Source organism: Achromobacter sp. JD-1 (genome assembly GCF_038594925.1).
Lineage (GTDB): Bacteria > Pseudomonadota > Gammaproteobacteria > Burkholderiales > Burkholderiaceae_B > Achromobacter > Achromobacter spanius_C.
Genome location: NZ_JBCGCS010000017.1, coordinates 17,302 through 35,730 on the forward strand (window position 1 = coordinate 17,302; position 18,429 = coordinate 35,730).

19 protein-coding genes are annotated in these 18,429 nt (G+C 65.3%); all 19 read right to left on the reverse strand.

Annotated elements, in window-relative coordinates; translation table 11 throughout:
* Positions 1–45: 45 nt before the first annotated feature.
* Positions 46–1,005, reverse strand: a complete 960-nt coding sequence (locus WBR68_RS22685) for a Bug family tripartite tricarboxylate transporter substrate binding protein (RefSeq protein ID WP_230695323.1) — start codon at positions 1,003–1,005, stop codon at positions 46–48.
* Between the two features lie 73 nt (positions 1,006–1,078).
* Positions 1,079–1,519, reverse strand: coding sequence for a nuclear transport factor 2 family protein (locus tag WBR68_RS22690; RefSeq protein ID WP_230695324.1), 441 nt, complete (start codon positions 1,517–1,519; stop codon positions 1,079–1,081).
* Positions 1,520–1,656: 137 nt separating this feature from the next.
* Positions 1,657–2,829: a RhtX/FptX family siderophore transporter gene (locus WBR68_RS22695; RefSeq protein WP_255696218.1), complete on the reverse strand. Its 1,173-nt coding sequence runs from the start codon at positions 2,827–2,829 to the stop codon at positions 1,657–1,659.
* A gap of 45 nt (positions 2,830–2,874) precedes the next feature.
* Complete coding sequence (locus WBR68_RS22700) at positions 2,875–3,312, reverse strand: cupin (RefSeq protein ID WP_050445346.1); 438 nt, start codon at positions 3,310–3,312, stop codon at positions 2,875–2,877.
* Positions 3,313–3,379: 67 nt separating this feature from the next.
* Positions 3,380–5,422, reverse strand: a complete 2,043-nt coding sequence (locus WBR68_RS22705; protein ID WP_370641268.1) for a TonB-dependent siderophore receptor — start codon at positions 5,420–5,422, stop codon at positions 3,380–3,382.
* 217 nt (positions 5,423–5,639) lie between these two features.
* Entirely contained in the window at positions 5,640–6,515 is an 876-nt protein-coding gene (locus tag WBR68_RS22710; protein WP_230695327.1) for a helix-turn-helix transcriptional regulator, read from the reverse strand.
* A gap of 69 nt (positions 6,516–6,584) precedes the next feature.
* Positions 6,585–7,397: an N-acyl homoserine lactonase family protein gene (locus WBR68_RS22715; RefSeq protein ID WP_230695328.1), complete on the reverse strand. Its 813-nt coding sequence runs from the start codon at positions 7,395–7,397 to the stop codon at positions 6,585–6,587.
* Positions 7,398–7,410: 13 nt separating this feature from the next.
* Entirely contained in the window at positions 7,411–8,124 is a 714-nt protein-coding gene (locus WBR68_RS22720) for an ABC transporter ATP-binding protein (RefSeq protein ID WP_050445342.1), read from the reverse strand.
* On the reverse strand, positions 8,111–8,893 hold the full coding sequence (locus tag WBR68_RS22725) for an ABC transporter ATP-binding protein (RefSeq protein ID WP_050445341.1): 783 nt from the start codon (positions 8,891–8,893) through the stop codon (positions 8,111–8,113). Before WBR68_RS22725 ends, WBR68_RS22720 begins: the two co-directional genes overlap by 14 nt.
* Positions 8,890–9,864 carry a branched-chain amino acid ABC transporter permease gene (locus WBR68_RS22730; RefSeq protein WP_230695329.1) on the reverse strand — a complete coding sequence of 325 codons (975 nt, stop codon included), beginning with the start codon at positions 9,862–9,864 and terminating at the stop codon, positions 8,890–8,892. Before WBR68_RS22730 ends, WBR68_RS22725 begins: the two co-directional genes overlap by 4 nt.
* A gap of 3 nt (positions 9,865–9,867) precedes the next feature.
* Positions 9,868–10,737: a branched-chain amino acid ABC transporter permease gene (locus tag WBR68_RS22735; protein ID WP_050445339.1), complete on the reverse strand. Its 870-nt coding sequence runs from the start codon at positions 10,735–10,737 to the stop codon at positions 9,868–9,870.
* A gap of 18 nt (positions 10,738–10,755) precedes the next feature.
* Complete coding sequence (locus WBR68_RS22740) at positions 10,756–11,919, reverse strand: ABC transporter substrate-binding protein (protein WP_083447227.1); 1,164 nt, start codon at positions 11,917–11,919, stop codon at positions 10,756–10,758.
* A gap of 50 nt (positions 11,920–11,969) precedes the next feature.
* Positions 11,970–12,818, reverse strand: a complete 849-nt coding sequence (locus WBR68_RS22745; RefSeq protein WP_230695330.1) for an alpha/beta fold hydrolase — start codon at positions 12,816–12,818, stop codon at positions 11,970–11,972.
* Positions 12,815–13,210: a hypothetical protein gene (locus WBR68_RS22750; protein WP_230695331.1), complete on the reverse strand. Its 396-nt coding sequence runs from the start codon at positions 13,208–13,210 to the stop codon at positions 12,815–12,817. The genes WBR68_RS22745 and WBR68_RS22750 overlap by 4 nt, the downstream gene beginning before the upstream one ends.
* Before the next feature lie 111 nt (positions 13,211–13,321).
* Positions 13,322–13,993, reverse strand: coding sequence for a 3-oxoacid CoA-transferase subunit B (locus WBR68_RS22755; protein WP_050445336.1), 672 nt, complete (start codon positions 13,991–13,993; stop codon positions 13,322–13,324).
* On the reverse strand, positions 13,983–14,675 hold the full coding sequence (locus WBR68_RS22760; protein WP_050445335.1) for a 3-oxoacid CoA-transferase subunit A: 693 nt from the start codon (positions 14,673–14,675) through the stop codon (positions 13,983–13,985). Before WBR68_RS22760 ends, WBR68_RS22755 begins: the two co-directional genes overlap by 11 nt.
* A 35-nt stretch (positions 14,676–14,710) precedes the next feature.
* Complete coding sequence (locus WBR68_RS22765; protein ID WP_230695373.1) at positions 14,711–15,883, reverse strand: thiolase; 1,173 nt, start codon at positions 15,881–15,883, stop codon at positions 14,711–14,713.
* Positions 15,883–16,281, reverse strand: coding sequence for a Zn-ribbon domain-containing OB-fold protein (locus WBR68_RS22770; RefSeq protein ID WP_127184938.1), 399 nt, complete (start codon positions 16,279–16,281; stop codon positions 15,883–15,885). The genes WBR68_RS22765 and WBR68_RS22770 overlap by 1 nt, the downstream gene beginning before the upstream one ends.
* Positions 16,282–16,336: 55 nt before the next feature.
* Positions 16,337–18,424 carry a 3-hydroxyacyl-CoA dehydrogenase NAD-binding domain-containing protein gene (locus WBR68_RS22775; protein ID WP_230695332.1) on the reverse strand — a complete coding sequence of 696 codons (2,088 nt, stop codon included), beginning with the start codon at positions 18,422–18,424 and terminating at the stop codon, positions 16,337–16,339.
* Between the last annotated feature and the right edge of the window lie 5 nt (positions 18,425–18,429).

Consider the following 18,429-nt stretch of genomic DNA (forward strand, 5'->3'; position numbering starts at 1 on the left):
GAAGGCTTGGCTGCGAGATCACCCGCCGCCAAGCGAGTGGCCTGCCTACTGCGGCTTGATGCCGGCATCTTGCGCAACCGCGCGCCAGGCTTCGATGTCGGCGAGGTTCGCCTTTTCATGAGCGGGCCCGGGCACGTAGTTGGCCGAGATGCCCAGCCCAAGCAGTTTGGCAATCACTTCCTGCTCTTTCAGCACCTTTTCCAGGGTGCTGGACAAGCGTTCGACGATGGGCTTGGGCGTGCCGGCGGGTACGTACATGGCCCAGTTCAGGTCGCGATCAAAGTCGATGCCCTGTTCCTTATAGCTGCGCACGTCCGGCACGCTGGGGGAACGCTTGGTACAGACGGCCAGCCCTTTCACCTTATGCTGCGTCACCATCGGGGTGGCGGTCGCCATGTCGACAAAGCCAATATCAATATGACCGCCCATGACGTCGGTCATGATCTGCGTGGTGCCCTTGTAGGGCACATGCTGCATCTTCAGCTTGCCCTTCTGCACCAGGATCTCGCCGCAAAAATGGCCGGTGGAGCCCACACCCCAGCTTGCGTACTGCACGGGCGTCTTGCGGGATTCCGACAGCTTCCTGAGCCCCTCGATGTCATTCGCGGGAAAGTTGTTGTTGGCAACCACCATGATGGCGGAGTTGCCGATAGCGCCCAGCGACGTGAAACTCTTGATGGGGTCGTACGGCAGTTCCTTGTAGACCAGGGGCGAAAGAATGTGCGTGGTCATGCCGCCGATCGTGATCGTGTAGCCGTCAGGCGCCGCCCGGGCAACCGTTGCGATGCCGATCGTGCCTCCCGCGCCAGGCTTGTTCTCGACGATGACGGGTTGCTTCAGTTCTGCCGAAAAGCGCTCCGCCAGGATACGACCCAAGGTGTCGCCGCCCCCGCCCGCCGAGAACGGCAACAGCATGCGAATGGGGCGATTCGGGTAGTCATCGGCGTGCGCGGCGCCCATGCCGAACACGGCAAGCAGCGCGGCTGCAACGGACAGCTTTTTCATTGTTGTCTCCTGGTATTTATCTAATAGGTATTTTTATGGCTACCCGCCTCCTGAACGGGATAGCCGGGTACCGCTACAGCAACCCGAGCGAACGCAGCTTGGCGTTCTGACAGGTGTACGGACGCTCGCAAATAATCTTGGCTGAATTGGGCGCGAACTCGAATGTCGCCGCCATGCGGACGCGAAACTTGCGCCCCGTCGGCTCGTAGGTCTTGCCGTCGACGGTGAACGGCCCGGCATGCGTGCCGGACAGCCAGAACTCCACCAGGACGATGTCCGTCCCGTCGGCCGCGCCCACCGCGATGATCTCGTTTTTCAGGTCGGGAAACGAGGCACGCGACGAATGGAAGTACCCCATCACTTCGCGCTCACCGTCAAAGACGGCGCCGCTTGAGTGCATTTCATAGCGGGGGTGTTCAAAGGTATCGATGACCTTGCCCCATTCCTGGACGCACTCCAAGGCCATATGGTCGACGACGGTTTTTACCCGCTCAGCCTGCAACTCGGTGTTCATGCCAATCCTTTTTGTGGAAACGTTTCCGCAAATTATGGAGGCAAGTATTACCTAGAAAAAGCTAGGGATTACGATAATTAGTGGAAACGATAACGCATCCAGGATCAAGGCAGGCACGCTTGGCGCCTGGCAGGTAATCACCGCCGCAATGCCACCCCCACGAACCCCAACGTCGCCACCGCTATCGCCACGCCGCACGCAAAGCCGCCTCCATAGCCCAACTGCGCGGCAAGCCCGGTCATCATCGACGACGTCAAAATCTCGCCCAGGTCACGCGCGCTTTGCACCGCCGTCATGTCCGTGCCCGATTGCACGCCCTGCCGCGCGAAGCGCATGGCCAGGGTCATCAGCGCGACCGACGCCGCGCCCGCCCCGAATGAACCCAGGCTTTGCGCCGCGTAGGCCATGCCCGATACCGGCGACGCCCATCCTTGGGCTTGTGCCAGCCAGCACAACGCCGCGGTGCCGGAGGCGGCCAGCCCCAGCGCCAGCACGGTGCGCGCGCCCAGCCTTCCGATCAGCCACGCACCGCCGCCACAACCCAGCAACACCGTGACCACACCGCCCGCCATGCCAATTTGCCCCACGGCCTCGAGCGTCCAGCCCGCGTCCACCAAAAACAGTTTGGACAAGCCATAGCCCGCCACGGCGGTCATGGCAGACAGGAAAGCGGCCAGTGCAAGCTGCCATGCGCCACGGCGGCGCGCGAAGCCCGCCAAGGATGCACGCTGGCGCGGCGCGCAAGGCGCTTTGTCGTCAAGCGCCGTCTCGCGCCACGAGGCGGCCAGCAACAGGCTGAACGCCACCGCCACCGCCAGCACGGCCAGCGCGCCGCCCTGCCCAATGTAGCCCGCCATGATCAACGCGCCAGGGCCGCCAAAAAAGAAGCCGACCATCGTGCCGCCCACCTGCACGGCATTGGCCCGCGCCAGGGCCTGGCCTTCAAAGCGTTCGGCCGTCAGCCCATCGGTGGCGATGTCTTGCGTAGCGCTGGCCAAGGACGCCACCGCCATCAGGCCGACGACCCAGGCGGCGCTGGCGGATGAAATACCCAGCAGCGCCACGCCCACCATGCAGACCAGCACCAAGGTCTGCATCGGTACGATCCAACTTCGGCGGCGGCCCATCAGGGGCCGCCAGTGGTTGTCGACCTGCGGCGCCCACAGAAACTTCAGTACCCAAGGCAGGCCCACCAGCGGCAACCAGGCCAACGTACCCAGGCCCGCTCCGTCGCGCCGCAGGAGCGTCGGCAAGGCCTCCATCGCCACGCCCAGCGGGATGCCTTGCGAGAAATACAGGGCGGCGATCATGATGAACAAGCGCCTGTTTGCGAATCGATTCACGGTCAATATTTCCTAGATTGGGGATGCCGACGCGCGGCGGTGTTCGCTACGGTGTTCGCTGCGGTGTTCGCTACCATGGGCCGGCGTGACGAACATGATTTTTCCGGGGCTTGCCACATGCAGCCGATGCCACACGCCGCGCGGAACGACCGTGCCATGACAGGCTTCCAGCAGCACTTCGGTTTGCGCGCCGCTGTCTGTCATCAGGGTCAACACCACGCGGCCTTCCAGCACGCACAGCATTTCGTCGCCGGCGCCATGGCGTTCCCAGACATCACCGTGCACGTCGGCATCGTTGGCTACCGCCTTGATGCCGACCACCCAGCCTTCACGCGGCGACAGGCGGCTAGGCTTGCCGACTTGGCGCAAGCTGCCGCCCTGCCCTAGCGCCATGAAGTGATCCAGCCAGCCGAAAACGGCGGATGGCACCGAGGCATTCTCGATGTTCATTGTTGAAACTCCGAAATATTCAAATGGGCGGCATGCGTGGCACGCGCGCCGCCCGAACTCACTGCGATCAGTACTGCGCGCGCAGCGTCAGCATCGCGTTGCGGGGTTCGCCGTAGCGGTTGTTCCACGATGTGCCCGACAGGCTTTGGTAGTAGCCACGGTCAAAGACGTTGTTCAGGTTCAAGGCCACCGTCAGGTGCTTGTCCACGCGATACGCCGCGCGCAGGTCCACCAGCGTGACGCCGCCTTGGCGCAAGGTGACCGGGCCTGACACCGTCGTGTAGCCCGACTGCATCTGCACGCCGCCGCCCACGCTTAGCCGTCTATCCAGCACCGGCAGCGCATAGTTCGTCCAGACGCGGAAGATGTGTTTGGGCGTGAAGCTGGCGTAGGCTTGGCCGTTGGACACCGCGTCCTTTACGTACTTGCTGGTGTTGTAGGTGTAGCCGCCTGCCACCGACCAGTGCAGCGTGATCTGCCCGCTGGCCTCGGCTTCGATACCCCGGCTGCGCACTTCGCCGCCCGAGATGTAGTAGCAGTTATTACCCACGCACGGCCACGCGGGATCTTGCTGGGCGCGGTTCTTTTGCTGGATCTGAAATACCGCCAAGGACACGTTCAACGCGCCATCCGCCAGTTCGCCCTTGACGCCCGCTTCGTAGTTGGTGCCGGTGACGGGGTCCAGCGGCTTGCCTTCGCGGGTCAGTTGGCTTTGGGGTTGAAACACCTGCGCATAGCTGCCATAGAGCGACCACTGCGAATTCAGGTCCACGATCAAGCCGCCGTAGGGCGTGAACTCGGGGTCGATCTGTTGGCGCGCGCCGGGCGCGGTCTGGTTCCACCAGCTCATGCGCCCGCCCAACACCAGGGTGACCGGATCCGCCAGCGAAAAACGGCCCATGCCATACACGCCCTGCTGCTTCAGGCGCGTTTCACCGGGCGATGTGTAGGGGCCAACGCCGGGTTCCGGCACGCTGTGCGGGTCCCAGTCGAATACGTTCACCGGCACGTTCAAGGCCGGCGTCAACATGCCGGTGTACTGCTCGGACGTGGTTCGTTGCGCATTGCCGCCCAGCAGCAATTCATGGCGGCGCCCAAACAACTGGACCGGACCGCTGACGTAGGCGTCCACGCTGGCCTGGGTGTTGTCGAATTTATACGCGCCGCCCATCAGGCGCGCGCCCAAACCGGTTTGCCGGTCGATGGCGCCATAGGCCCCGGCGTACTTCAAGTTGCTGTCGGCGGTCAGATAGTTTGCGCTGATCTTCGCCGTCCAGCCTTCGCCAAAGCGGTGTTCCAAATCGGCGAACACGCGGGTCGTCTCCCAGTTGAAGCGGTCCCAGGCGGCATCCAGATACGTGGACCGGGGCAAGCCGATATCGCCGCCGTCCTTGTAGCGTGGCACGCCGGCCATATTGGTGGTGGAACGGATGCGCTGCGTTTGCACGCCGGCCGACAGCACGGTACGCGGCCCCAGGTCCACTTCGCCAATTGCGTAGAGCAAGGCCGATTGCTGATCGGCCACGTCGTAGAAATAGCCCCGATCTTCCACCGCGCTGACAATGCGCCCGCGCACGCTGCCGCTGTCGTTCAAGGGGCCGCCCAGATCGGCCTCGGCGCGATAGCGGTCCCAGCTTCCGGCGCTGACCATGCCGTTAAAGGCGAACTCGCGCTGCGGCCGCTTGCGCACCAGGTTCACGGTGGCGGCCGGGTTGCCCGCGCCATGCATCAATCCATTGGCGCCCCGCAGAATTTCCACCCGCTCGTACACCGCCATGTCTTGCGGCGACGCGGCCATATTGCCCATCAGCACGGGCACGCCGTCCTGCTCGAACGAATCCACCTTGAAGCCGCGCGCGTAGTACGCCGTGGTCAGCAACTGATAGGGCTGCACCGTGATGCCGGTGGCGTGCTGCATCACGTCGTCCAGGCTTTGCAGGTTCTGCTCGCGCATCTGCTCCAGCCCGATCACCGTGACCGATTGCGGAATTTCCCGCACGGTCAGCGGCAGCTTGGCCAGGGTGGGCGCTTCTTGCCCCACGCCGTCTCCGCTGACCGTCACCGCCGGCAGTGACGGCGCCTCTTCCGCCCAAACGGCGCTTGCCGCCATCGCCATCCAAAGCGGCCAAAGCCTGCTGCGCGCCACGACACCGCGCGATCCGACCGCCCCTGTTTTCACCTGTATACGCACCGCCGTTCCTCTATTTTCATTATTGAGAATGATTCTCAAATAATTCTAGAGACGCGCCGATGCGGCCGCTGGCGATTGCGGAAGTTTCAGTAGCGATTGCGGAAGTATTCGGCCCGAACGCGCGGCCGGCGCGCGTTCAGTGGCGGGGCGCCAGACTGCTGGGCAGCACGCCGTAGCGTCGTTGGAACGCCTTGGTGAAGTGGGAATCGGTATAGCCGCAGGTATAGGCGGCCTCGGATACCGTCAGCGCACCGGCGGCCAGCAACGCATGCGCCTGCGCCATGCGGTGTTCCCGCACGAAGGCGTAAACGCTTAGGCCGAACAGCTTGCGAAACCCCGTGGTCAGCTTGTTGACGTTGATGCCCGCGCGGCGCGCCAGTTCGGGCAGCGACGGCGGGTCCTGCAAGTCCGCCAGCAGCAAGTCCCGCGCGTGATGCAAGCGTTCGGCGTCGGCGCGCGACAGGCGGTGGTCGGCGGCGATTGCCCGCGCGGGCAGCAAGGCGTTGAACGCCAGCGCCGCCAGCTCCAGGGCTTTGCCTGACAGGTACATGCGCTTGATCGCCCCTTGCATCGGGCAGGCCAGCATCTGGTGGCCCAGGGCCAGCAGCGCAGGGTCTGCATGCAGGTTCGCGTCGGCATAGGGCTTGCCGCGCGGCGCCCGCAACAGCGTAGCGAAGTCGGCGGGCTCCATCGCGAAGGCGCCGCACAACTGATCCAGCCGGGTGCGCAGCGATACGAAGCGCAGTACCCGATTGGCACCGAACTCGTGCTCCATGCCCATCGAGTCGTGGCACAGGCTCATGTGCAGCGATGGTCCGCTGATATGAACGGCCGGCGCGCCGTCCACGCGGTAGTGCAAACCGCCCTCCACCACCAACACCAACTTCACGCCCGGCTCCAGGTCTTCATGCACCCGTTCGGGCCGGCCAAAGCGCAGCGTGCCTCCCGCAAGCGCCATGGCGGGCGTAGCGGCGGAGACGGTCCAGTCGATATCGGGGCGGTTCGGGGACACGAGTACGAAAGCGCCCGCGGATGGCGGGCGGGTGGCGGGCGGGCTGTTTGATGAGATTGAATATTATTACTATTTGCGCCCACCGCATAGCCGCGGTTCGCGATGCAGCATCACCACATGCGGCGAATCCTGCCACGCCGGATACCGCTCCAGCACCGCCGGGTCATGCCCCGGCACCACATGCTGCTCGGACTGCGCCGCGCCATACAGCTTCGCATATCCCGACAGCATCTGCGCCGTGTTGTAGACGATCGGAAACGGCCTGCCCTGCCCCATATTCTCGTAGTAGTGGCTGGCGTCCGACGCCAGCACCACCCAGCCACGTTCGGTATGCACCCGCACGGCTTGCAGGCCTTTCGTGTGGCCGCCGATATGCAGCAATTCGATGCCGGGCAGCAGTTGCCCGTCGCCAGCATGGAACTCCACCCGGCCGTCGTAGACGCGCCTGACCAGTGTGACCACGTCTTCCACGGCATAGGCATGGCGCAGCGGTGCAAAGCACATGCAGCGGCCAGTGGCATAGTCCATTTCATCGTCCTGCACATGAAAGCGCGCCTGCGGCAGCCGATCCAGATTGCCCGCATGGTCGTAGTGCAGATGGGTCAGCACCACGTGCTGCACGTCTTCGGGCTGCACGCCAAGCTGCGCCAGTGCGGCAATGGGACATTGGATCAGCTCGCGCTGGCGCGTGCGCGCCATGTCGGCGTTGAAGCCCGTGTCGACCAGCACGACACGACCCGCACCGCGTATCAGCCACACAAAGAAATCCATGGGCATGTCGCCGTCGTGCGGGTCACCGCCCAGGAAGTTGTCGCGCCGCTGGCGCGGCATGCGGGCGTAGCGAATGGCGTATACCTCGTACTCGGGAAGCGTGTTTTGCATCGTCAGGCTCGCGTCAAATGCCCAGATAGGCTTTCTGCACGAAGGGGTCGGCCAACAGGTCGGCGCCCTTGCCGCTGCGCACCACCTCGCCGTGCTCGAACGCATAGGCCTGATGCGCCAGGCGCAGCGCCAGCCGCGCGTTCTGCTCCACCAGCACGATGGCGATGCCGCTGTCGCGGTTGATGCGCTGGATGGCGTCGGCGATCTCGGCCACGACCTTGGGCGCGATGCCCAGTGATGGCTCGTCCAGCATCAGCAAGCGGGGCTGCGCCATCAGCGCGCGCCCGATGGCCACCATCTGCTGTTCGCCGCCAGACAAGGAACCCGCCAACTGCGCGCGCCGCTCCTGCACGCGCGGAAACAGCGTGTAGATCTCGTCCAGCCGCGAACGGACGCGAGCACGAGACCGGACGCCATGCGCGCCCGCCATCAGGTTGTCCAGCACGGTCATGCGGCCGAACAGGCGCCGACCTTCCGGCGACAAGGCCAAGCCGGCCGAGACGCGCGCCGCCGAACCCAGCCGCGCGATGTCGCGCCCCTCGAACAGGATGCGGCCGCCCGCCGCCGGGGCCAGGCCAATCAAGGCCTTCAGCGTGGAGCTCTTGCCCGCGCCATTGGAGCCGACCAGCGCCACGATCTGGTCCTGTTCAACCGTGAAGCTGATGCCGCGCACCGCTTCCAACGGCCCGTAGCGGACCTTCAGGTCCTGGACTTCAAGCATGGGCATAGTCGGGGGCTCCCAGATAGGCTTCGATCACGGCGGGGTTGTCGCGGATGGCTTGCGGCGTGCCTTCGGCGATTTTTTCGCCTTGCACCAGCACCACGATGCGATGGCTTAACTCCATGACCAGCGCCATGTGATGTTCCACCAGCAGCATCGTCAGCCCTTCTTCGGATTGCAGGCGGCGCAGCAGGCGCCCCAGCTCATTGCATTCTTCGTGGTTCAGGCCGGCCGCGGGCTCATCCAGCAGCAACATGCGCGGGCGGCAGGCCAGCGCGACGGCGATGCCCAGCTTTTTCTGCAAGCCATAAGCCAGTGACCCCGCCTCCGCGTCGCGCCAGGGTTGCAGGTCCAGCAGTGTCAGCAAGCGGTCCACTTCCTGCGTGACTTCGGCCGCTGACAGTAGATCTTGCTTACGTCCCGCCAGGCGGCGCAGCCACGAGTGCCGCACGCGCGACAACATGCCGCGCCGGATGTTCTCGGCAACGCTGACTTCGGGATACGTCGAGGTGGACTGGAAGGTGCGCGCCAACCCCAGCACCACCACCCGGCTGGGCGGGCCGCCGGAAATATCGCGGCCGTCGAAATGGACAGTGCCCGCCGATGGCGGCATGGTGCCGCTGATGACGTTGAACGCCGTCGTCTTGCCCGCGCCGTTGGGGCCGATCAGGCCGACGATTTCACCCGGGGCAACGGCAAAGCTCACATCGCGCAAGGCCGCCAGGCCACCAAAGCTGCGCGACAGGCCTTGTACCTGCAATAAAGGCTGGCTCATTGGGACTCCTTGTGCCGACGCGCCTGCCACGGCCCCGGCAAGCCGGCAAGACCCGCCGGCAGAAAACGCAGGATGAGGATCAGCGCCGCGCCATAGAAAATGTGCTGCGTTTGCACCGCACCGCGAAACAGCTCCGGCAGCGGCGTCAGCACCATGGCGCCGATCAAGCCACCCCATACCGAACGGCGGCCGCCGATGACCAGCATGATGATGAAGCCGATGGAAATGCTGACGTTGAACGATTCGGGCGACACGTAGCCCACATAGCGCGCCTGCAAGGCCCCGCCCACCGACGCCAGCGCGCAGCCGGCCACAAAGGCGCAAAGCTGGATGCGGCGCACGCTTAAGCCCGTGGATTCCGCCAGCGCCGGGTTCTCCGCGACCGCATCGATGGCATGGCCGAAGGGCCGCTTGGCCACCGCGTTCAAGAGCGCCACGGAGGCCAGCGCCACGCACAGCGCCAAACCATAGAAGCTGGCGCGCGTATCGAATACGAATCCCGCCAGCGCGGCTGGCAGAATGCCGGCAATGCCATTGGCGCCGCCCGACCAGGACGAGCCATCCAGAAGGATCAAGCGCACCAGTTCGCCGAAGGCAAAGGTGACCAGCACGAAGTACACGCCCTTCAAGCGCAGGATGATTGCGCCCAACGCCAACGCCACCAGCGCAGTCAGCACCACCCCGGCCAGCGTGGACGGCAGGAAGCTCCAGCCCAGCAGGCGCGTGGCCAATACCGAGCCGTAGGCGCCGAGCGCGACGAAAGCGGCGTGCCCTAGCGACAACTGCCCGCAGCGCGCGATCAGCGCCAGCCCGTTGACGATCAGCACGTTCAGGCAAGTCAGGACAGCCAGGTGCTGCACGAATGGCCCGGCGAACCAGGGCGCGACCGCGGCCACGGCCAGGGCCGCCCACAACAGCCAGCGCCAGGGCGCGGGCCGCGCCACGTCGGCGTGTAGAGAAAGTTCCGTCATGGCTTATGCCTCCCCTCGGCCAAGCAGCCCTTTGGGCCGCACCACCAGCATCACGATTACGACCGCGAAGATCAGCATGTCCGCCGTGCTGCTTTGAAACAGCAGGCTGCCGTAGCTTTCGGCCAAGCCCAGCGCCAGGCCCGCGACCGCCGCGCCCGGTATGCTGCCCAGCCCGCCCAGAATGACCACGATGAACGCTTTCAGCAGCGGCGTGGCGCCCACGAAGGGCGACACCGAGAACAGCGGCGCCATCAGCGCGCCCGCCACCGCCGCCAGTCCCACGCCTAGCCCAAAGCCCAAGGGGTAATAGATGCGCGAACGGATGCCCTGGATGCCGGCAATCTCAAAGTCCTCGACCACCGCGCGCAGGGCGCGGCCGGGGCGCGAATGACGCAGAAAGCCATACAGCAAGGCCAGCGCCAGCAAGGCGAACACCACCACATACACACGCGACAGCGGGATGACCAGCTTGCCCATGCGCGCCGTGCCCTGGGCGACGGCGGGCATGGACAAGGGATCCGGGCCAAAAAACATCAAGGCCAGGTTCTGCAAGATCATCGCCAGGCCGATGGTGGCGATCATGCCGTTCAGCTCATCACGGCGAAACGGTTTGAGCACGCCCCATTCCAACACCGCGCCGCCCGCCACCGCCAAGGCGAAGGTCAGCGCCACGGCGGGCAGGAAGGTGAAGCCCGCCTGCGTCGTCAGGTAATAAGCGCCAAACGCGCCCAGCATGTAGAACTCGCCGTGGGCGAAGTTCACCATCCGCATAACGCCGAACACCAGCGTGAAGCCCACGGCCATCAGCAGGTACAGCAGCCCCACGATCAAGCCGTTGATCGTGGCCTGCGTCAACAAAATGCTCCAATCCACGTGGCATCCCCCGCCGCGCTAGCGGCATCCCTCGACGGTGCAGCGCGCGCGGATCACCTCGCGGCCATCCTTGACCTCGGCCACATAGAACGGCGCGTTCAACTGGTGGTTGATGCCGTACATGGCCTTGCCGGTCCAACTGAGCTTGCCCAGCGATCCTTCAAAGCCATCCAGCTTTTCCAGTTCGGCGCGCACGCGGTCCGTGTCTTCCACGGTGCCGGCGCGGCGCATGGCCTCGAACAGCATGTTGGTGCCGTCATAAAAAGCCGGGCTGAAGCCGTTCATCGAATGCTTGTACTTGGCGGCGTAGCGCTCGGCGTAGGCCTTGGTGGCGGGCAGTTCCGGATCCATCGGCGTGTGCACCAGCATGCCTTCGGTCGCGGCTTTGCCGGCCACGTTCACGATCTCTTGCGTGGCGGGGCCGCCGGTGCGCACGATGCGCCCCTCGAAGCCCAGTTCGCGCGCCTGCTTGACGATCAAGCCCGCCGTGGTGGGCGAATTGCCGTCCAGTTCAATGGCGTCAATGCCGCGCGCCATCATGCGTGTCAGCACGGGCACGAAGTCGACGCGGTCGCGTTCAAAGAACTCTTTCACGGACAAGGCCGCGCCCGCCTTCTTGTACGCGGCTTCCAGGTCCAACGCGATTTGCTGGCCCGTCTCGTCGTTGGGAAACAGTGCGCCGACCTTGCGCAGGCCCTGCGACTTGACCACCCAGTCGATCTGCGGCTGCGACACCTCGGCGGTGGTGACGTTGGGGCGGAAGGTAAACGGCTTGTCGGCGGCCAAGGCCTTGGCGGTGAAGCCCAGCGTCATCACAATGACCTTGTTCTTTTCGGTCATGGGCTGAATGGCCAGCACGGGCGCCGACCCCACCGGGCCGATCACATAGCGCACCTTGTCTTCAAACACCAGGCGGTTGGCCACGGTCACGGCTTCGTTGGCCTGATATTTGTCGTCGTAGGCCACGACCTCAACGCGGTACTTTTTGCCGCCTACTTCCAGCCCGCCGGCCTCGTTCACCTGATCCGCCGCAATCTCGGCGGCGTTCTTCATGCCCTGCCCCCAGGCCGCGCCCGCACCGGAAAGCGTAACCAAGGCGCCCAGTTTCAGCGTGTCTTGCGCCTGGACGGCGGGAACTGCGGCCAAGGCGAACATGCCGGCCAGAATGATCGGATAACGCATGATGTCTCCTGAGGGGTCGCGGGCATGGTTGCCCGTCGGTTATGCCTGCGCTATAGGCGGGCGATGGCGTCCAGCACCGGCAGGACATAGCCGCGAAACTGCTGGGGGTTTTCGCTCATGGGGAAATGCCCCAACTCGCGCATGACGGTGACCTGCGCGCCGGGAATGCTGGCGGCGGTGCGCAGGGTGTCTTCCGGCGTGCAAGAGAAGTCGTATTCCCCCGTCAGCAGAAAGAGCGGGCAGCGATCGGTGCGGATGCCATCCAGCCGGCCCCGCAGATCACCATCCACGCGATAGAAATACAGGTCGCCGCGAAACACGCCGGGGCCACCCTGCATGTACTGCCACAGGGTTTCTTGGCGATGGACCTCGGGGGACTGCGGCGCGACCAAGCCGGACACCAGCGCGGCACAAACCTCGCCGCCATGGACGTCGCCACGATGCAGCCATGACGTGTCGTACCAGGGTTGTTGGAAGTCCGCCGCTTCCACTCCGATCAGCGCGCGAAAGTGATCAGCATGCTGATGCGCCAGTTGCAACACGATGCGCCCGCCGATCGAGCAGCCGATCAAAGCCGGGCGGTCCAGTGCCAAGGCTTGGCAAAACGCCATCACGGTTTCTACATAAAGCTCGGTGGACAGGCGGTATTCCTCGTCCTGCCAGCCGGGCGGCGGGTAAGACTTGCCGTGCCAGGGCATGTCGAAAGCGATCACGCGATAACGCGAGGTGATGTCGGGGTCGCACATCATGTGGCGGTACTGGCGACTGTCGGCGCCGGCGGTATGCAGGCAGACCAGCGGAATGCCCTCGCCCGCTTCTTCGAAATAAACGCGGCAGGGCCGACCCGCGATATCAACCGACACATAGCGGCCAACAATGGGTTCCAGCGCGGCGCTCATGCTTGCGCCTCGCGGCCGGTCGCCAGCAGGTCCTTGATGAATTGCAGATGCGCCATCAGCGGTTGCAGGTTGCCTTCGACGATCAGCTCGCCGCGCTTGCTGAGCGCAAAGATGTCATGCCAGCCCGCGTCCGGCACGGCTTGCCAGAAACGCGACCAGGCGTTGACGGACGCGCGCAAGGACACGTCGCACGACGGCAGCGGCGCCGTGGGCACGTCGGCGGCGGCGACATGGCCATCGCGGATCCGGACAAGCAGCGGGGCATCGCCGAAGCGCAGCAGCAGGTCCATATTGACCTGGCGTGGCCGCGAGAACGACAGCGCACGGCTGCGGAATCGATGTGCAAGCTGCGCGTCCAGGGCGGCTTGCGCTGGCATAGCGTTGGTTTCCATTGTCTCTTCCCGATGCATCGTTCTTATGTACAGAACGTTTATTCTTTCTATAAGAACATTCTAAGGATCGAAATATCCCCGTGTCAACACGGGGAAAGTACGAGCCGAACCTTATTGCGGCGCCAACACCCGGCAGTCGTCAGCGAGCGTCAGCGGGCAGTCCGTCAGGGCTTGCAAGGTGTCGAAGCGCAGCCCCGCCACCATTGCAATCACCCGCATGGCATCCGGCAGCACGTCGATGATGGCTAGGTCCGAATAGATGCGGTCCACCACGCCCGCGCCGGTCAGCGGGTAGGTGCATTCGCGCACGATCTTGGGCTGGCCGTCCTTGGTGACGTGCTCCATCGTGATGTACACCTGGCGCGCACCGGCCACCAGGTCCATCGCACCGCCAACCGCCGGTATCGTGCCCGGCGCGCCGGTGTCCCAGTTGGCCAGATCGCCACGCGCCGACACCTGGAATGCGCCCAGCACCGTCAGGTCCAGATGGCCGCCGCGCATCATGGCAAACGACACTACGTGGTCCGTGATGGACGCGCCCGGCAACAAGGTCACTGCTTCCTTGCTGGCATTGATCAGGTCCAGGTCCAGCGGCGCGTCGGGGTCGCCCGGCCCCATGCCGACTATGCCGTTTTCGGTATGCAGGATCACATCGCGGTCGGCCGGCAGAAAGGCCGACACCAAGGTCGGAATGCCGATGCCCAGATTGACGTAGGCGCCGTCCGGAATGTCGGCCGCGACCAGCCGAGCAATCTGCCGCCGGTTGAGCTTTTCATATTCCATGCTTGTCTCCCACCTGCACCACTCGCTTGACGAATATGCCCGGTGTCATGACGTGTTCGGGCGGGATGCCGCCCAGTTCCACGATGCTGTCCACTTGCGCCACCGTGGTGGTGGCGGCCATGCACATGACGGGCGCGAAGTTGCGGCCAGCGTAGCGGTACACCAGGTTGCCCCAGCGGTCCGCCGTGCGCGCCTTGACGAAAGCGAAGTCACCCTTCAGCGGCGACTCCAGCACGTAACCCACGCCGTCGATCACGCGGGTTTCCTTGCCGTGGGCCAGCGGTGTGCCGTAGGCGGTGGGTGTGAAGAACGGCCCCAGGCCCGCGCCGGCCGCGCGCATGCGCTCGGCCATCGTGCCCTGCGGCACGCATTCCAGTTCGATCTTGCCGGCGCGATAGGCCTCGGCGAAGGCGGCGGCGTTGGGGTTCTTGCGGTCGGACGAGCGCGCAAACGAGCAGATCATCTTGCGCACCCGGCCGGCCTGCACCAACTGGCTAAGGCCACGCTCGCCGTTGCCGGCGTTGTTGTTGACGATGGTGAGATCGCGCGCGCCTTGCTGCAGCAGCGCGCACACCAGTTCGGTGGGCACGCCCGACGCGCCAAAGCCGCCGATCAGGATGACCGCGCCGTCCTGCACGTCCGCCACCGCGGCGGCCAGCGTATCGAATGTTTTATCCAGCATGGAATTCCTTTTTTCTGGATGGGAAAGCGGCCCGCTCAGCGCGTGGACGGGCCGCCCAGAATGGCGGTGGACTGGCTGGACAAGGTGCCGCCGTTGCCATGCACCAGCGCAATGTCGGCGCCCGGCACCTGGCGTTCTCCCGCCTGCGCGCGCAGTTGGCGCACGGCCTCGATCACCAGAAAGATGCCGTACATGCCGGGATGCACGCAGGACAAACCGCCGCCATTGGTGTTCACCGGCAGCCGGCCGCCCGGCGCGATGCCGCCGCCTTGCACATAGGCCCCGCCCTCGCCTTTCTTGCAGAATCCCAGGTCTTCCAGAAACAGCAGCGTGTTGATGGTGAAGGCGTCGTAGAGCTCCGCCACGTCCACGTCCGCCACGCTCAGGCCGGCCATGGCCAGCGCGCGCTTGCCCGATTCGGCCGCCGCCGTCACGGTCAGGTCTTCCATGGACGAGATCTGGCGATTCCACACCGCCGTGGCGCTGCCCAGCACGTAGACAGGCGGCTGCCGTAGTTGGCGGGCGCGGTCGGCACGCACCATCACGTAGGCGCCACCACCGTCGCTGACCAAGCAGCAGTCGCGCACCGTCAGTGGGTCCGACACGGGCCGCGAGCGCAGTACGTCGTCAATCGACAGGGGTTCGCGCATTGCGGCTTCGGGGTTCAGGGCCGCCCAGGCGCGCGCGGCCACGGCCACTTCGGCCAGTTGCTCGCGCGTGGTGCCGTACTGGTGCATGTGGCGGGCGGCCGCCAAGGCGTAAGACGTGACCGGCTGCAAGGGCGTATACGGATGTTCGAATGGCTGCGGGTCCAGCAAAGTGCGCGCCTTGACGCCTTCCTTGCGGCCGAAGGTGGCTGTCTTCTGCGTGCTGCCATAGCAGACCAGCACCGCATTGCATTGCCCGGACACCAGCGCCATCACCGATGGCAACAGGTGCGAGACGAAGCTAGAACCGCCGAGCATGCTGGCTTCGATGTAGCGTGGGCGCAGGCCCAGGTATTCGGCAACCGGCATGCTCCACATCGTGGCGGACGAACTACATGTGGCCAGGCCGTCGATATCCCGCATGGTCAAGCCGGCGTCGGCAACCGCGCGCGACGCGGCCTGCGCCAACACTTCCATCTCGGTATAGCCGTGCGCTTCGCCCAGGCCCGCATGCCCGACCCCAGCAATGGCGACCTGCCCGCGCATTGATTCCAGCGACATCATGCGGCCTCCACGGCGTCGAACACCACCAGTGCCTGGACCGCGTCGCGCAGCACCCGCGCCTTGACCGGCATGCCGATCCGCAGCCGATCCAACGCCACGCCGTCCACCCGACTCATCATTCGCACGCCTTCGTCCAGGTCGATCAGCGCCACGTTGTAGTCGCCGCCCGCCTCGGGCTTGCGCCGCACGATGCTGAAGGAATAGACCGTGCCGGTGCCGGCCGGGTCCGCCCACGTCAGATCCGTCGCGCCGCAGTGCATGCATAGCGTGCGCGGATAGAACTGATGCCGGCCGCAAGCCGGGCAGTGTTGAATTTGGAAGCGGCCCTCGGCCAGGGCGGCAAAGTACTGTTCCTGCGGCCCCCGCGCCGTGGCGCCGGCCTGTTCCGTATGCATTGCTGTCTCCTCGATTTTTATCAGGACGCCGCGCCCGATGCGCGGCCCCTCTGCTTTACAGGTCCGCGAAGCGCTTGCCTTCGGCCACCAGCCGTTCCAGCAGCGGCGCGGGTTGCCAGAGTTCGCCGTGTGCTTCATGAAAACGCCGGATGGTGGCCAGCACGGCCGGCAAGCCTTGCTCATCCGCGTAGAACAAGGGCCCGCCCCGATACGCCGGGAACCCGTAGCCGTTGACATAGATCACGTCGATGTCGGACGCGCGGCGGGCAATGCCCTCTTCCAGAATGCGGGCGCCCTCGTTGACCAGCGCGTACATCGTGCGTTGCACGATTTCCTCGTCGCTGATCTCGCGGCGGGCAATGCCGTCCTGGCGGGCGCATTGCTCAATCAACGCCAGCACCTGAGGGTCTTCCAGCGGTTCGCGGCTACCCGCTACGTAGCGGTAAAAGCCGCTGCCCGTCTTCTGGCCAAAGCGCCCTTGTTCGCACAGGCTGTCGGCCACGCGCGAATAGCGCAGGTGCGCAGGCCGCGTGGGCGCCATGCGCTTGCGAAACGCCCAACTGATATCCAGGCCCGCCATGTCCGCCATGCGCAAGGGGCCCATGGCCAGACCAAAACGTTGCAGCGCGCCATCCACCTGCGACGGCGACGCGCCTTCCTCCAACAAAAAGTGCGCCTCGCGCGTGTAGGGGCTGACCATGCGGTTGCCCACGAAGCCATCGCACACGCCCACCAGCACCGGCAGCTTGCCCATTGCGCGCGCCAACCGGAACACGGCGGCGATGACGTTGCCGTCCGTGTCGCGGCCTTGCACCACTTCCAGCAAGCGCATGACGTTTGCCGGGCTGAAGAAATGCATGCCCAGCACCTGCGCCGGCCGGCGGGTGAAGCCGGCAATCTGGTCGATGTCCAGGCGCGACGTGTTCGACGCCAGGATGGCCTGGGGTTTGCAGATGGCGTCCAGCGCGGTGAAGATCTGGCGCTTGACGTCCATGTCCTCGAAGGCGGCCTCGATCACCAGATCGGCGTCGCGCAGATCATTCATGTCCAGGCTCGTGCTGATGCACGCCTGACGGGCTTCCACTTGCGCCGCCGTCAGCTTGCCCTTGGCCGCTGTCGCCGCGTAGTTCTTGCGGATGGCTGCCCAGCCGCGCTCCAGGGCTTGCGCGTTGCGTTCAACCAGCACCACGGCAAGCCCGGCGTTGGCCAGGCTCATCGCAATGCCGCCGCCCATCGTGCCCGCACCCACCACGCCTACCGTGGCGATTGGGCTTCGGGCCTTCCATCCCTCGGGCAGTTTGACGGCGGCGCGTTCGGCAAAGAACAGGTGACGCTGGGCCTTGGACTGGCTGCCGTTGACCAATTCCAGGAAGCGTTCGCGCTCAACCGCCAAGCCGTCTTGCAGCGTGGTCTTGGCGGCGGCTTCCACGCAGTCCACGCAGGCCAGCGGCGCCACGCAACCGCGATAACGGCGGGCAGCCTCTTTGCGGGCGCGGTCGTACACACTCGCGTCCGCCGGCGCCGCCACCTTGCGCGCACCGACGTTGCGGCCAGCCAGCGGCGCATCGGCATGGGCCAGTGCATAGGCGGCGGCGCGTTGCGGCAGATCGTCGGCAAACACCTCGTCAAGCAGGCCCCAGTCCAAGGCGGTGGCCGCGTCAATGGCATCGCCTTGTGCAATCATCGTCAGCGCGCGCTCGACGCCTATGATCCGGGGCAGGCGCTGCGTGCCGCCCGCGCCTGGCAGCACGCCCAGCTTCACTTCGGGCAGGCCCAACGACGCGCCGCCCAGCGCCACGCGGTAGTGGCACCCCAGCGCCAGCTCCAGCCCGCCACCCAGGGCCGCGCCGTGTATCGCCGCAGTCACCGGCTTGGATGCCCCCTCGATCAGCGCGATCACTGAACGCAGCGTCGGTTCACGCGTGGACATAGGCGTATTGAATTCGCGGATCTCCGCGCCGCAGCAGAAGAAGGCCCCATCACCCACCAGCACCAGCGCCTGCACGCTTTCATCCGCAAGCGCCGCTTGAATCGCCGCGTGCAGTTCAGCGCGCAGGGCCGCGCTCAAGCTGTTGACCGGGGGGTTGCGCAAACGCAGCAGCGCCACGCGGCCCGACTCTGCCCGTTCGATGTGGATCAGCATGGCGG

Excerpts from the sequence above, each read along its gene's own strand:
- WBR68_RS22685 (WP_230695323.1), bottom strand. The coding sequence starts at position 1,005 with ATGAAAAAGCTGTCCGTTGCAGCCGCGCTGCTTGCCGTGTTCGGCATG.
- WBR68_RS22690 (WP_230695324.1), bottom strand. The coding sequence starts at position 1,519 with ATGAACACCGAGTTGCAGGCTGAGCGGGTAAAAACCGTCGTCGACCAT.
- WBR68_RS22695 (WP_255696218.1), bottom strand. The coding sequence starts at position 2,829 with ATGATCGCCGCCCTGTATTTCTCGCAAGGCATCCCGCTGGGCGTGGCG.
- WBR68_RS22700 (WP_050445346.1), bottom strand. The coding sequence starts at position 3,312 with ATGAACATCGAGAATGCCTCGGTGCCATCCGCCGTTTTCGGCTGGCTG.
- WBR68_RS22705 (WP_370641268.1), bottom strand. The coding sequence starts at position 5,422 with ATGGCGGCAAGCGCCGTTTGGGCGGAAGAGGCGCCGTCACTGCCGGCG.
- WBR68_RS22715 (WP_230695328.1), bottom strand. The coding sequence starts at position 7,397 with ATGCAAAACACGCTTCCCGAGTACGAGGTATACGCCATTCGCTACGCC.
- WBR68_RS22720 (WP_050445342.1), bottom strand. The coding sequence starts at position 8,124 with ATGCCCATGCTTGAAGTCCAGGACCTGAAGGTCCGCTACGGGCCGTTG.
- WBR68_RS22725 (WP_050445341.1), bottom strand. The coding sequence starts at position 8,893 with ATGAGCCAGCCTTTATTGCAGGTACAAGGCCTGTCGCGCAGCTTTGGT.
- WBR68_RS22730 (WP_230695329.1), bottom strand. The coding sequence starts at position 9,864 with ATGACGGAACTTTCTCTACACGCCGACGTGGCGCGGCCCGCGCCCTGG.
- WBR68_RS22740 (WP_083447227.1), bottom strand. The coding sequence starts at position 11,919 with ATGCGTTATCCGATCATTCTGGCCGGCATGTTCGCCTTGGCCGCAGTT.
- WBR68_RS22745 (WP_230695330.1), bottom strand. The coding sequence starts at position 12,818 with ATGAGCGCCGCGCTGGAACCCATTGTTGGCCGCTATGTGTCGGTTGAT.
- WBR68_RS22750 (WP_230695331.1), bottom strand. The coding sequence starts at position 13,210 with ATGGAAACCAACGCTATGCCAGCGCAAGCCGCCCTGGACGCGCAGCTT.
- WBR68_RS22755 (WP_050445336.1), bottom strand. The coding sequence starts at position 13,993 with ATGGAATATGAAAAGCTCAACCGGCGGCAGATTGCTCGGCTGGTCGCG.
- WBR68_RS22760 (WP_050445335.1), bottom strand. The coding sequence starts at position 14,675 with ATGCTGGATAAAACATTCGATACGCTGGCCGCCGCGGTGGCGGACGTG.
- WBR68_RS22765 (WP_230695373.1), bottom strand. The coding sequence starts at position 15,883 with ATGTCGCTGGAATCAATGCGCGGGCAGGTCGCCATTGCTGGGGTCGGG.
- WBR68_RS22770 (WP_127184938.1), bottom strand. The coding sequence starts at position 16,281 with ATGCATACGGAACAGGCCGGCGCCACGGCGCGGGGGCCGCAGGAACAG.
- WBR68_RS22775 (WP_230695332.1), bottom strand. The coding sequence starts at position 18,424 with ATGCTGATCCACATCGAACGGGCAGAGTCGGGCCGCGTGGCGCTGCTG.